Genomic DNA, 12,242 nt, shown 5'->3' on the forward strand with positions numbered 1-12,242 from the left:
GTGTTGCGTCCGTACCCCCGAAACGATTATGATGATGGCAGCAGTGTAAGAAACGGGAGTGGTTCAGTTTGAATAAAATCATGATTGTAGAAGACAGTGAAGACATTCGCGGACTATTGCAGAATTATCTTGAAAAATACGGATACCAAACCGTGGTCGCCGCGGATTTCACGGCTGTTCTTGATGTCTTTTTGCGGGAAAAGCCTGATGTGGTGCTGCTTGATATCAACCTGCCGTCCTATGACGGCTATTATTGGTGCCGCCAGATCCGCCAGCACTCCACAAGCCCGATCATTTTCATTTCAGCCAGAAGCGGGGAAATGGATCAGGTGATGGCGATTGAAAACGGCGGAGACGATTATATCGAAAAACCGTTTTCCTACGATATTGTGCTGGCGAAAATCAAAAGCCAGATCCGCAGGGCATACGGAGAGTACGCCGCAAAACAGGGGGAGAAAGTGGTTGAATATGCCGGCGTGCAGCTCTTTGTGGAACGGTTTGAACTGCGCTTTCATGACGAAAAAAGCGAGCTTTCTAAAAAAGAAAGTAAGCTTTTGGAAGTGCTGCTGGAGCGGGGAGAAAAGGTGACGGGAAGAGACAGGCTCATGGAAAAAACGTGGGACACCGACATTTTCGTCGATGATAATACACTTAACGTGTATATCACGCGGCTCAGAAAAAAACTGCGGGAGCTGAATGCGCCTGTTTCGATTGAATCGGTGCGGGGCGAAGGCTACCAGCTGAGGGCGCAGTCATGAAGCTGTTTCTCCGGTCTCATACAGTGCTGATTCTGCTTTTTCTCCTTCAAGGGCTGTTTGTCTTCTTTTATTACTGGTTTGCGGGTCTTCATTCTTTTTCTCACTTGTTTTACATATTGGGCGTGCAGCTTCTTATTTTGGCGGGTTATCTTGCCTATCGCTGGTACAAAGACCGCGGTGTGTATCATTGGCTCAGTACAGGACAGGAAGGGACGGACATCCCGTATCTCGGTTCTTCAGTGTTTTGTTCAGAGCTGTATGAAAAGCAGATGGAGCTGATCCGGCTGCAGCACCAGAAGCTCCATGAGACCGAAGCCAAGCTTGACGCGCGGGTGACGTATATGAATCAATGGGTGCATCAAGTAAAGACGCCGCTGTCGGTCATTAATTTAATCATTCAGGAAGAGGATGAGCCCGTTTTTGAACAAATCAAAAAAGAAGTCCGGCAGATTGAGTTTGGGCTGGAGACGCTTCTTTATTCTTCAAGGCTCGACCTGTTTGAACGGGATTTTAAAATCGAAGCGGTTTCCCTGTCCGAGCTTCTCCAATCAGTCATTCAAAGCTATAAACGATTTTTTATTCAATACCGCGTTTATCCGAAAATGAACATTTGCGATGATCATAAGATTTACACCGATGCAAAATGGCTCAAATTTGCGATCGGCCAAGTGGTCACAAATGCGGTCAAGTATTCAGCGGGCAAGAGTGACAGACTTGAGCTGAATGTCTCCCGCGATGAAGACAGGACGGTGCTTGAAGTCAAAGATTACGGTGTCGGCATTCCCTCCCAAGACATCAAGCAGGTGTTTGACCCTTATTATACCGGTGAAAACGGACGGCGTTTCCAAGAATCTACGGGAATCGGCCTCCATCTCGTCAAAGAAATTACGGACAAGCTCAATCATACGGTGGACATCAGCTCGTCTCCCGGTAAAGGGACATCGGTTCGATTTTCATTTCTTACAAAAATGTAAGGCTGCGTTAAGAAAACAACATAGCTCGTTTTGTTTCCCCTTGATAACATGGATTTACGTCAAGGGGATTTTTATGTTAAATGCCCCGGCACTACATGAAAGCAGCCCAGATCAACAAGAATAAAACCATAAGGAGGATTTTCATGGCGAATATGCTTGAAGTCAAACATATAAATAAAACCTATAAAGGACAAGTGTCCTATCAAGCCTTAAAGCAAATTTCATTTTCAATAGAAGAAGGTGGGTTCACGGCGGTGATGGGGCCGTCCGGCTCCGGAAAAACAACCCTTTTGAATATCATTTCAACGATCGACCGTCCGGATTCAGGCGATATCCTGATTCACGGAGAAAACCCGCATCGCCTGAAGCGGACAAAGCTCGCTCATTTCCGCCGAAAGCAGCTCGGATTTGTGTTTCAGGATTTCAACCTTCTGGACACGCTGACGATCGGTGAAAATATCATGCTGCCGTTAACGCTTGAAAAAGAAGCACCGTCTGTAATGGAAGAAAAACTGCAAGGCATCGCGGAAAAGCTCGGAATCGAAGACCTGCTCAACAAACGGACGTTTGAAGTGTCCGGAGGCCAGCGCCAGCGGGCCGCCATCGCAAGAGCGGTCATTCATAAGCCGTCACTCATCCTGGCCGATGAACCGACGGGAAACCTTGATTCCAAAGCGTCAAAGGACGTCATGGAAACGATGCAGAGCCTGAATCAGGATGATCATGTCACGGCTTTGATGGTGACCCACGATCCTGTTGCGGCAAGCTACTGCCGCCGCGTCATCTTTATAAAAGACGGCGAACTGTTTAATGAGATTTACCGCGGGGAAAACCGCCAAGTATTTTATGAACAAATTCTTGATGTGCTGTCTATGCTGGGGGGAAACGCAAATGACCTTTCTTCAGTTCGCTTATAAAAACGTCACGAGAAACAAAAGGGCCTATCTTGCATTCTTTTTAAGCAGCGCCTTTTCCGTTTTGATTTTCTTTACCTTTGCGATGTTCCTGTTTCATCCGGCATTAAAGGAAGGCTACCTGAATAACATCGCCAAAAAAGGATTAACCGCCGCGGAATGGATGATCTTTGTTTTTTCTTTCTTATTTGTTCTGTATTCGGTTAATGCATTTTTGAAATCGAGAAATAAAGAATTCGGCATCCTGCTCATGCAGGGCATCACGCCGGGGCAGCTAAGAAAGCTCATTACTGCGGAAAATATGATCATCGGCGTCATGTCAATTGCAGCCGGCATTATCGGAGGATTCATTTTTTCAAAGACGTTCTTTACGGTCGGCGCTTATATTTTAGAAATGGACGCGCTGCCTTTGTATATGCCTTGGAAAGCGCTCGGTATTACGGCTGGCGGATTTCTGCTCTTATTTTTCCTTTTATCGCAGTTTACGATCCTTTTTGTCAGATCAAATACGGTTATCAAATTAATAAAGGGCACTGACAAGATTAAGCCGGAGCCAAAGCCGTCCGTGCTACTGTCCTTATTCGGCATCGCCTGTCTGTGCGGCGGGTACGGCATGGTCCTTAAAGGCAATGTCCACGGGACCGAACCGTTTATCATTTTACTGCTCACCGTTATCGGAACGTATTTCTTTTTCAGCCAAAGCAGCATATGGATTCTGCGCGCGCTGAAGAAGTGGAAAACCTTTTATCTGCGCGGGAAAAATATCATTTGGGTTTCTGACCTTGTCTATCGTTTAAAAGACAACGCCCGCCTGTTCTTTATTGTCAGCATGATTTCCGCGGTTGCGTTTACGGCTACGGGCGTGCTCGTGATGTACAAATCGACCGTCGGGGCGGAAGAGTCCGCTTATGAGATGGAGTATATATCTTACAGCGGCAATCCAAAAGAACAGACTCATTTGAAAAAAATTGACCATGAACTGAAAACACACGGCTTTACGTATAAGAAAGACGAAATAGATGTTTCTTATGTTCGCTATCAGGAAGGAGAAACTGTTCCCCCTGTTTACATGATCAGCGAATCGGATGTATCAAAATACTTCCATGTCAAGCTGAACGGCCTGAAAAATGATGAGGCTGTCTTTTTCCCGGGCACGTATGACCGCAATTTCAAAAACGAAGCGCCGGATCAGCTGAAGCTGCTGAACCAAAAAGGCAAGCCGTCTGACCAAAAACTGTCGGTAAAAGAAGTCAAAAAACCGCTGATTTCATTAAATGCCATCATCGCGGTGAACGATAAAACCTTTGATCAGCTCAAATCACTCGGTGATAAAGCGACATTATACGGCTACAGGTATGATCATTGGAAAGACAGTCTTGGGTTCAGCCAATCCTTGAAAAATGAGATTTACGGCAATTATATCGACGTGCATTCTGATTTTATGGCAAAAGCCGGGACTTACTATGATACGGTGCAGCTGCCGAGCTTAAGTTTATTCATCGGCCTGTTTATCGCGATCGTCTTCTTTATCGCGGCAGCAAGTTTCTTATATTTCAGGCTGTTCACCGATTTAGAAGAAGATCGGGAGCGTTACCGTTCGCTGGCCAAAATCGGTTTGAGTGAGCGTGAGATGTCACAAAGCGTGACGATACAATTGGCGATTCTCTTTTTCTTTCCATTTGTCATTGCTGTCATGCATACGCTGTTTGCCTTGAGAACATTGGCCGTGGATGGCTATTCCGTTGTAGCGGGACCGCTCAGTCTCACCATCGGAGGGTTTTTCCTTTTTCAGCTTCTGTTCTTCCTCGCGGTGCGGTCAAGCTATTTGAAAAAAATGAACAAGTAAGGGGAGTGCAAAGATGAAAAAAGCAATGGCAATCCTGGCCGTCTTGGCGGCGGCTGCCATAATATCCGGGCTTCTCTTTTTTCATAACGATGTTACAGACAGATTTAATCCGTTTATTCACCAGCAAGATGTCTATGTGCAGATTGATCGAGATGGCAAACATCTTAGCCCAGGCGGTACTGAGTATACATTAGACGGATATCTTGCATCCGGAAAAAAAGAAGAAGTGACCTTTTTCGCCGGTAAAGACCTTCGGAAGAACGCGTATTTGAAGGTGAAGGCAAAAGGAAAGTATGTCGAGACTTGGGAAGAAGTCAGGTTTGAAGATATGCCGCCCTCCGTACAGTCAGCATTAAAGTGAATCATAAAAAACGGCACAGTGTCATAACTGTGCCATTTTCTTTATTTTTTATTTTCTTCGGCCCGTTTGATCAGCATGTCGGTGATGATATCCACCTGTTTGCTGACAGAAATCGGATCGTACGGGTAGAACGTGTCAAAGTCATTGATAAACACGCGATTATGTTTCACAGCGTCTAGGTTTTTCCAAATGGAGGATTCCTTCAGCTTGTCGAGTGTTTTGCTTTCGCCTTTCGGATTGTAGTCCGTAATGAACATATAATCTGCGGCATACTCAGGAATGACCTCTTGAGAGAGCTGTTTCATCTCTCCTTTTTTGATGACATCTTGTTCAATTTTTTCAGGCGCTTTTAACCCAAGCGCATTGTATACAGCTTGGCCGCCGCGTCCGCCATTGTCATTGAAGACCCAGAATTCGCCCTTGTCCGTGTTTTCATAAATGCCGAAGGTCGCATCTTTGTCGATGACGCCGGCTATTTTCTTTTTGGCTGCTTCCGCTTTTTTGTTAAAGTCAGCCATAAATGCTTTTGCTTTATCCTTGGCACCCGCAATATCTCCGAACATTGCAACGGTATCTTCGACGTTTTTCGCGGTGTTATAAGGAACGACAACGGTTGGAGCGATTTTCTTTAATTTATCGACATTCTCTTCATTCATGACAACAATTAAGTCAGGCTGAAGCTCCATGACTTTCTCAACGCTGATCGGATCACCGACATCCTTTACATCTTTCAGCTTTGATTTTAAAAATGGATTATCAAATGACCATGAGCCCGAGCCGACCACATTTGCCCCGACAGACAGCAATTCCCCAGCATAAAAATCAGTGACGATGCGTTTCGGATGTGCAGGAATGTTGACGTTCCCTTTTGTTGATTTGTATGTTCTCATTTCTGTCTTTTCGGAAGCTGAATCACCTGAGCTTCCTTTCGAAGCCGTGCCGCTGCAAGCACTGACAAACATGAGGAGCAGCACCAGCATGCCCACGAGCAATGTGTTCTTTTTCATCAAGAACCCTCCAATATGTATTTTGATCCATTAGTAATGATTATCATTATCAATTAATAATATAGCAAGAAACCTGTTCTCCGTCTATCACTATTTTAAAGGGAGAAAAGTTTTTGTTATACAAGTGACGCGGTATTCTTAATCGATTATTATAGGTAAATAGGAGGAGGAAAATATGGAAATCACAAAAAGAGGTGCCGCATGGGAATGGCTTCATAGCTGGTGGATGCTGTTTATTTTCATGCCTTTTGCCATTACCAGTTTTTTTGCCTTTTTATTTATTGGCATCAAGGTTAGAAATAAAAAGTGGATCATGTACGGAATCATTTATTTTTTCGTATTTGCGTTTGCTTTCGTGCTGCCTGATCCGCCCGGATTGCTTATTGTGCTCCCGTTGTGGGCTGTGACGATTATTCACGGTTTTAAAGTGCGTCCGCTGTATCTGATTCAGCTGGATGTCTACAAAGACAATGTGGAGGCACGGGCCTTTGCTGAGGCAAGAAGTGAAGCCGAGAGCAGATTTCATGCGCCGAAACAGTCTATTCAAGATATACATATTCGCAAAGAACGGTAAGAAAAAAGCTCAACACTAAACATTGTGTTGAGCTTTTTATATGCTACTGCTGATAGGTATGCTGGTGGAATGGCGTGTTTTGGCCGAATGGAAGTGTAGATACATTTGTATTCATCACACTTGATTGTCCATTGAGTTCCTGCTGCATCTGGTTGCACATGTTGACAACCTGCTGGCATTTTTGAATGGCTGCGTCATGCCCTTGCAGCGCTTGCTGAATGGTATGTGCAGCTTGTTGTTCGTGATTGAGGATCTGCTGCAGCATTTGAATGTTTTGCTGCTCTTGATGAAGCATTTGACGATATTGGTTGCTGCTTTGCTGTGTTTGCTGAATAAGCTGCTGAGCTGTCTGGCGGCACTGGTTCAGCTGCTGCAGGCTGTGTTGCGTATTGTGCATAAATGACCCCTCCGTATGTTCAATTGACATTTGTCGGTATTATCATGCGACCCTAACCAAAAGAAATTCTGCAAAAGGGGAACTACAATTATTTTCCTTACCCCCTCTATCTTTGAATGAAATCGGCAAAGATTGTATACTTGTAAAAACCCTTTTTATGTAAATGTCCCGCTCTGCACATAAGAATAGCGGAAAACGAAACTCCGACATCTGGAGAATCGTATTCCGCTTTTTTCTTTTCTTGCTTCAGAAACCGCCTTCGCCCGCAGTAAATGGGATATTTAATCTGTTTTCTACGGCGCGGAGGCGCTGATTGAGCCGGTTTAAGCGGCGTGTATGGCGTTCAACAGTCTGGCTTAGCTGATTGACCTGATCGGCCATTCTTGCAATTTCCCGGTTTTGACGGCGATCCTCATTCGACAGACGGGTTAATTCTCTTGTCTGCTGTTCGTTTTGCCGTTCAAGAGCAGCGATTCTTCTTTCCAATGCCGGCTGTCTGTCCGTCTGGTATGGCTGGTATACATCCTGCTGCGGATATGGATTGTATTCATATTGGCTATAGTAGGGTTCCTGCTGAGGGAGCTGCGGGCTGTAATATTGATAAGGGTTCATGTAATCAATCTCCTTAAAAAGAAATGTGGGTGAATTCCTTATAATCTATGTAGTCATTGGCACAGTGCCACGGCATTCGCCTAAAAAAGTAAGAAAGGACGGTGATGACGCTGAGCAGAAAAGGACCTGTTATTGTGTTCCTGTCTGCTGTATGTCTCATCATTTCGGGCTGCCAAAAGCCAAAAGACGAGACGCCGTTTTATTACGGAACTTGGGATGAGGGCATTATCCCCGGTCCCATGGATGGCGTGAAATCAGCAACGGTCACATTTACCAAAGACAAGGTGCTGGAGACGGAGGTAATTGAAGGGAGAGGAGAGGTGCAGCTGCCCTTTATGGAATACAAGGTGATATCTCAAAGCGCTGACGGTTCCATTGAGATCCAGTACCTTGGCTCCTATTATCCGCTCAAAAGCAAACTGAAAAGAGGGAAAGACGGGACGTTGATATGGGAGCAAAATGGTCAGGAAAAAACGATGACAAGAATCGAGCCAAAGGCCGGCAAGGAGGAGAAACATGAGAAATAAAAAAGCGGAAAGACTGGTGTTAACAGGCCTTATTTTACATATCATTCAGTGGTTGTTGGTATTATGGGCTTTTCTCAAAATCAAACATGTATTTAGTGACTATACGATCTACAATCCGAATGTCATAAACGGAACAATGCAGTCGTTATCGTTTATGCAAATGCTGCGTTCTATGATGTACTCGGGCGCCATGGTGAATTATGTTCTGTTTTTTGTGATTGCATTGCTTATCTATTGTTTAGTGCTTCATGCGGTCATGATTGTTCTGGAAATGGCTGCTTATGTGATGATCAGACGGAATCCTTCATCTTCATGGGCATATTTTTTGACGGCGGCGGGTGTGAAGCTTGCAATCTTAAATATCACGGGTATTCCATTTTTAGCTGCCGGCTTCCTGCTGATGAAACAGAAACAAGCAGAAACCGGAGAAAAGGGTGCAGAACCAAAGCGAAAGCCGCGCACGCGGATCCGGAGACAAGGCAGACGTCTAAACAGAAACAGGAGAAAATCATCGCTTTCAGTTGAATATCAAAAAGAAAAAACGATATGATGGGACTATAGCCTGAAAACGACACGAAGGAGATGCAGGATGTACAAATTAATAGCAATTGATATGGACGGAACACTTTTAAATGATCATCATGAAGTGACGGCGGAGGTCCGCGACGCACTGCATGCCGCAAAAGCGGAAGGGGTAAAAATTGTCCTTTGCACCGGCCGGCCTATCGGAGGTGTTCGGAGATACTTAGATGAACTCAATTTAATTGAGGAAGGCGACTACGTCATTGCCTATAATGGGGCGCTTGTTCAAAATACGCATACAAAAGAAGTGGTGACGGAATTGTCTCTAGGATATGATGATTTGGCATCATTATATGATCTGAGCTTAGAGCTGAAGACACCGATGCACTTCTTCGACTCAGCCAACCTGTATACGCCTAACCGTGATATCAGCGAATTTACCGTATATGAGTCGTACGTGACACAGGTGCCGCTTCATTACCGCAAGATTGAGGAGATGCCTAAAGACATTCTCATTCCGAAGGTGATGTTTATTGATAAACCAGAGCACTTAAGCCGCGCCATTACATCGATACCGAAAGACGTGAGAGAAAAGTATACGATGGTCAGAAGCGCTCCTTTCTTTTACGAAATTCTGCATCCGGAAGCAAGCAAAGGAAACGCAGTGCGTCAGCTGGCGAATCTGCTCGGAATCGAGCAGGCTGAAGTCATGAGCATAGGCGACAACGGCAACGATCTGACAATGATCGAATGGGCCGGCTGCGGCGTTGCCATGGCAAACGCCATTCCGGAAGTGCTTGAGGCCGCAAACTTTCAAACGCGCTCCAATAATGAACATGGCGTTGCGCATGCGATTCACGAGCTTGTTTTGGCTAAATAAAAAATCCAGCCTTTTAAAGGCTGGATTTTTTCGTTTTATTGATATAATGTCAATTCTTTGACGAATCGATTTGACTTTCGTTATGCTGATAAAACCAATTCGTTCACAATATGTATGATATTAATCTGAATTGAAAAGGGGACTGATCAGATGTGCACAAGTCTTACATTGGAAACTGCTGACCGTAAACATGTATTAGCGAGAACAATGGATTTTGCATTTCAGCTGGGGACAGAGGTGATTCTCTATCCGCGCCGTTACAGTTGGAGTAGTGAAGCTGACGGAAAGGCCCATCAGACACAGTACGCTTTTATCGGTATGGGGAGAAAACTTGGTAATATTTTATTTGCAGACGGCGTTAATGAAAACGGTTTATCGTGTGCTGCACTTTATTTTCCGGGCTATGCGGAGTACGAAAAAACGATACGGGAAGACACCGTACACATTGCCCCGCATGAGTTTGTGACATGGGCGCTGTCAGTCTGTCAGTCTTTGGATGACGTGAAAGAAAAGATTCGATCTTTAACGATTGTAGAGAAAAAATTAGATCTATTGGATACGGTTTTACCGCTTCACTGGATATTGTCAGACCGGACGGGACGCAGCCTGACGATAGAACCGAGAGCAGATGGCCTCAAAGTCTATGACAATCAGCCTGGTGTCATGACGAACAGCCCCGACTTTATATGGCATGTAACCAATCTGCAGCAATATACAGGAATCAGACCGAAGCAATTAGAGAGCAAAGAGATGGGCGGATTAGCCCTTTCCGCTTTTGGCCAAGGCTTAGGAACTGTAGGCCTGCCGGGGGATTATACACCGCCCTCCCGGTTTGTCAGAGCTGTGTATTTGAAAGAACACCTAGAGCCGGCGGCCGATGAAACGAAAGGTGTAACAGCCGCTCTTCAAATTTTGGCAAATATGACGATACCCAAGGGCGCAGTGATAACGGAAAAAGACGAAATTCATTATACGCAATATACTTCCGTGATGTGTAACGACACGGGAAACTACTATTTCCACCACTATGACAATCGGCAAATCCAAAAAGTAAATTTATTTCATGAAGACCTTGACTGTTTGGAGCCTAAAGTGTTTTCCGCTAAAGCAGAAGAAAGTATTCATGAGCTTAATTAATTCACATCAATCAGCTGATTCCGGTTTGAATCCGGAGTCAGCTGTTTTTTTTATACGATCGTTACGGCGTCTGAGTGGATAGACAGTTTGCTAAAAGCGAAAGCAAAGGCAAGGAAATGGCGAAATCGTATATCAATTTTTTGAATAAAAACTGAGTCTTTGCTTCATCAGACTCAGTTTTCTTGCCGATATAGAGGTTATTGCACTAGTTGAATGAACCAATGCCGTTCCATTATGGTTACGCAAGGGTCTTTTCAGCTTAAATAGAAAAAATTAATCTCAACTCATTGACAAACTCGCAATACAAATGTACATTTTGATTTATTCATATTAAACGACTAGGAATATAGGAGTTTATTTTTCGGACTTTTCAGCCTAAAAAACATTATAAAAGGAGTAACGTCATGACAAGCAAAAAGAAGCAAATCAAATTAGGAGTTTTTCTTGCGGGGACCGGACATCATGTTGCGTCTTGGCGGCATCCGGACGCGCCTGCGGATGCGAGTATGAACTTGGATTATTTTAAAGAGCTGGCGAGAACAGCGGAGCGGGGCAAGCTGGATATGCTGTTTTTAGCAGACAGCCTGTCAATCGACAGCAAATCTCATCCGAATGTGCTTACAAGGTTTGAGCCATTTACTTTGCTCTCAGCTTTGGCGCAGGTGACTTCAAGAATTGGCCTGACAGCGACAGCTTCTACTACTTATAGCGAGCCGTTTCACATTGCCAGACAGTTCGCCTCACTGGATCACCTGTCCAACGGCCGTGCCGGATGGAATGTCGTGACCTCATCCATTGAGTCAACAGCGCTGAATTTCAGCGGGGAAAAGCATCTCGAACACCACTTGCGCTATCAGCGGGCAGAAGAATTTGTCGAGGCCGTAAAGGGGCTTTGGGATTCATGGGAAGAGGACGCCTTTATCCGCAATAAAGAAACAGGTGAATTCTTCGATAAAGAAAAAATGCACGAGCTCAACCACAAAGGAGATTATTTCTCAGTCCGCGGGCCTCTGAACGTTTCAAGAACGCCGCAGGGCCAGCCGGTCATTATTCAGGCGGGCTCATCAGGGGATGGGAAAGCGCTGGCTGCCAAAACGGCTGAAGTGATTTTTACGGCGCAAAACCATTTAGAATCGGCACAGGAATTTTATCAATCAATTAAAAAGCAGGCAGCCGAGTTTGGCCGCGATCCTGAGAAGATCGCGATCATGCCGGGCATTTTTCCGGTCATCGCAGACACTGAAGAAGAGGCGCGGGCTAAATATCAAGAGCTTCAAGATTTAATCATTCCATCTGTCGGTCTGCAAATCCTTCAGAATTATTTAGGCGGAATTGATTTGTCTGCATATCCGCTTGACGGGCCGCTGCCAAAGCTTGACGCGGATGCATCAAACGCGGTGAAGAGCCGATTTAAGCTTGTTCAAGAAATGGCTGAACGAGACAATATGACAATACGTGAGCTTTACAAATACGTTGCAGGCTCCAGAGGCCATCACATTTTTGTCGGAACGCCGGAACAGCTTGCCGACAAGATGCAGGAATGGGTGGATCATAAAGCTTGTGACGGATTTAATATCATGCCTCCGCTCCTTCCGGAAGGAATTGAACTGTTCGTTGACAAAGTGGTTCCGATTTTACAGGAGCGCGGCGTGTTCAGAAACGAATATGAAGGCACAACATTGAGAGAGCATTTTGGTTTAGAAAAACCGGTAAACCGTTATGCGAAGTAAGGA

The 12,242-nt window shown here is 45.0% G+C and carries 14 protein-coding genes and 1 pseudogene; 12 read left to right on the forward strand and 3 right to left on the reverse strand.

The window, feature by feature from the left end:
* Positions 1-68 precede the first annotated feature (68 nt).
* From yxdJ to CJU60_RS00845, 5 genes are all read left to right on the forward strand, one after another.
* Positions 69-758, forward strand: a complete 690-nt coding sequence (yxdJ, locus tag CJU60_RS00825) for a two-component system response regulator YxdJ (protein ID WP_095712634.1) — start codon at positions 69-71, stop codon at positions 756-758.
* A complete protein-coding gene (gene yxdK / locus CJU60_RS00830) occupies positions 755-1,732 on the forward strand; it encodes a two-component system sensor histidine kinase YxdK (protein ID WP_095712635.1) in 978 nt (325 codons plus the stop codon). Before yxdJ ends, yxdK begins: the two co-directional genes overlap by 4 nt.
* A 143-nt stretch (positions 1,733-1,875) precedes the next feature.
* Positions 1,876-2,649 (forward strand): ABC transporter ATP-binding protein YxdL, encoded by a 774-nt coding sequence (gene yxdL / locus CJU60_RS00835; RefSeq protein ID WP_095712636.1) that lies wholly within the window; start codon positions 1,876-1,878, stop codon positions 2,647-2,649.
* Positions 2,624-4,492, forward strand: coding sequence for an ABC transporter permease YxdM (yxdM, locus tag CJU60_RS00840; protein ID WP_095712637.1), 1,869 nt, complete (start codon positions 2,624-2,626; stop codon positions 4,490-4,492). Before yxdL ends, yxdM begins: the two co-directional genes overlap by 26 nt.
* Positions 4,493-4,505: 13 nt before the next feature.
* Positions 4,506-4,853, forward strand: coding sequence for a YxeA family protein (locus CJU60_RS00845; protein ID WP_095712638.1), 348 nt, complete (start codon positions 4,506-4,508; stop codon positions 4,851-4,853).
* Positions 4,854-4,894: 41 nt separating this feature from the next.
* Here the strand turns inward: CJU60_RS00845 and CJU60_RS00850 are convergent, their stop codons facing one another.
* Entirely contained in the window at positions 4,895-5,860 is a 966-nt protein-coding gene (locus CJU60_RS00850; protein ID WP_095712639.1) for an iron-hydroxamate ABC transporter substrate-binding protein, read from the reverse strand.
* A gap of 175 nt (positions 5,861-6,035) precedes the next feature.
* Between CJU60_RS00850 and CJU60_RS00855 the strand changes: the two genes are divergently transcribed.
* The gene (locus tag CJU60_RS00855; protein ID WP_024123433.1) at positions 6,036-6,434 is read left to right on the forward strand and encodes a hypothetical protein; all 399 of its coding nucleotides are present in this window, start codon (positions 6,036-6,038) and stop codon (positions 6,432-6,434) included.
* A 43-nt stretch (positions 6,435-6,477) separates the two neighbouring features.
* On the opposite strand, the gene CJU60_RS00860 is transcribed toward CJU60_RS00855, so the two are convergent.
* Together CJU60_RS00860 and cotNE are read right to left on the reverse strand one after the other, a co-directional pair.
* On the reverse strand, positions 6,478-6,831 hold the full coding sequence (locus CJU60_RS00860) for a hypothetical protein (protein WP_095712640.1): 354 nt from the start codon (positions 6,829-6,831) through the stop codon (positions 6,478-6,480).
* A gap of 246 nt (positions 6,832-7,077) precedes the next feature.
* Complete coding sequence (gene cotNE / locus CJU60_RS00865) at positions 7,078-7,443, reverse strand: inner spore coat protein CotNE (RefSeq protein ID WP_095712641.1); 366 nt, start codon at positions 7,441-7,443, stop codon at positions 7,078-7,080.
* 104 nt (positions 7,444-7,547) lie between these two features.
* Here cotNE and CJU60_RS00870 point away from each other — a divergent pair, with 104 nt between their 5' ends.
* The 6 genes and pseudogenes from CJU60_RS00870 (at position 7,548) to CJU60_RS00890 (ending at position 12,239) form a co-directional block, all read left to right on the forward strand.
* Positions 7,548-7,970: a DUF3255 family protein gene (locus tag CJU60_RS00870; protein ID WP_038954322.1), complete on the forward strand. Its 423-nt coding sequence runs from the start codon at positions 7,548-7,550 to the stop codon at positions 7,968-7,970.
* Positions 7,960-8,520 carry a hypothetical protein gene (locus tag CJU60_RS00875; protein WP_024123429.1) on the forward strand — a complete coding sequence of 187 codons (561 nt, stop codon included), beginning with the start codon at positions 7,960-7,962 and terminating at the stop codon, positions 8,518-8,520. Before CJU60_RS00870 ends, CJU60_RS00875 begins: the two co-directional genes overlap by 11 nt.
* 39 nt (positions 8,521-8,559) lie before the next feature.
* Positions 8,560-9,372: a sugar-phosphatase gene (gene yidA, locus CJU60_RS00880; RefSeq protein WP_095712642.1), complete on the forward strand. Its 813-nt coding sequence runs from the start codon at positions 8,560-8,562 to the stop codon at positions 9,370-9,372.
* Between the two features lie 150 nt (positions 9,373-9,522).
* The gene (gene yxeI / locus CJU60_RS00885; RefSeq protein WP_024123427.1) at positions 9,523-10,509 is read left to right on the forward strand and encodes a penicillin V amidase; all 987 of its coding nucleotides are present in this window, start codon (positions 9,523-9,525) and stop codon (positions 10,507-10,509) included.
* Positions 10,496-10,726, forward strand: a pseudogene (locus tag CJU60_RS21290) (hypothetical protein). The gene yxeI and the pseudogene CJU60_RS21290 overlap by 14 nt, the downstream one beginning before the upstream one ends.
* Before the next feature lie 187 nt (positions 10,727-10,913).
* Positions 10,914-12,239 (forward strand): LLM class flavin-dependent oxidoreductase, encoded by a 1,326-nt coding sequence (locus CJU60_RS00890; protein WP_024123426.1) that lies wholly within the window; start codon positions 10,914-10,916, stop codon positions 12,237-12,239.
* The last annotated feature ends 3 nt before the right edge of the window (positions 12,240-12,242 follow it).

The organism is Bacillus sp. 7705b (assembly GCF_002289525.1).
In the GTDB taxonomy this organism is placed as follows: Bacteria; Bacillota; Bacilli; order Bacillales; family Bacillaceae; genus Bacillus; species Bacillus halotolerans.

Bases quoted from the DNA above. Each gene is read 5' to 3' on its own strand.
- yidA (WP_095712642.1), top strand. From the start codon at position 8,560: ATGTACAAATTAATAGCAATTGATATGGACGGAACACTTTTAAATGAT.
- yxdL (WP_095712636.1), top strand. From the start codon at position 1,876: ATGGCGAATATGCTTGAAGTCAAACATATAAATAAAACCTATAAAGGA.
- CJU60_RS00855 (WP_024123433.1), top strand. From the start codon at position 6,036: ATGGAAATCACAAAAAGAGGTGCCGCATGGGAATGGCTTCATAGCTGG.
- yxdM (WP_095712637.1), top strand. From the start codon at position 2,624: ATGACCTTTCTTCAGTTCGCTTATAAAAACGTCACGAGAAACAAAAGG.
- yxeI (WP_024123427.1), top strand. From the start codon at position 9,523: ATGTGCACAAGTCTTACATTGGAAACTGCTGACCGTAAACATGTATTA.
- CJU60_RS00850 (WP_095712639.1), bottom strand. From the start codon at position 5,860: ATGAAAAAGAACACATTGCTCGTGGGCATGCTGGTGCTGCTCCTCATG.
- CJU60_RS00860 (WP_095712640.1), bottom strand. From the start codon at position 6,831: ATGCACAATACGCAACACAGCCTGCAGCAGCTGAACCAGTGCCGCCAG.
- yxdK (WP_095712635.1), top strand. From the start codon at position 755: ATGAAGCTGTTTCTCCGGTCTCATACAGTGCTGATTCTGCTTTTTCTC.
- CJU60_RS00890 (WP_024123426.1), top strand. From the start codon at position 10,914: ATGACAAGCAAAAAGAAGCAAATCAAATTAGGAGTTTTTCTTGCGGGG.
- CJU60_RS00870 (WP_038954322.1), top strand. From the start codon at position 7,548: ATGACGCTGAGCAGAAAAGGACCTGTTATTGTGTTCCTGTCTGCTGTA.
- CJU60_RS00875 (WP_024123429.1), top strand. From the start codon at position 7,960: ATGAGAAATAAAAAAGCGGAAAGACTGGTGTTAACAGGCCTTATTTTA.
- CJU60_RS00845 (WP_095712638.1), top strand. From the start codon at position 4,506: ATGAAAAAAGCAATGGCAATCCTGGCCGTCTTGGCGGCGGCTGCCATA.
- cotNE (WP_095712641.1), bottom strand. From the start codon at position 7,443: ATGAACCCTTATCAATATTACAGCCCGCAGCTCCCTCAGCAGGAACCC.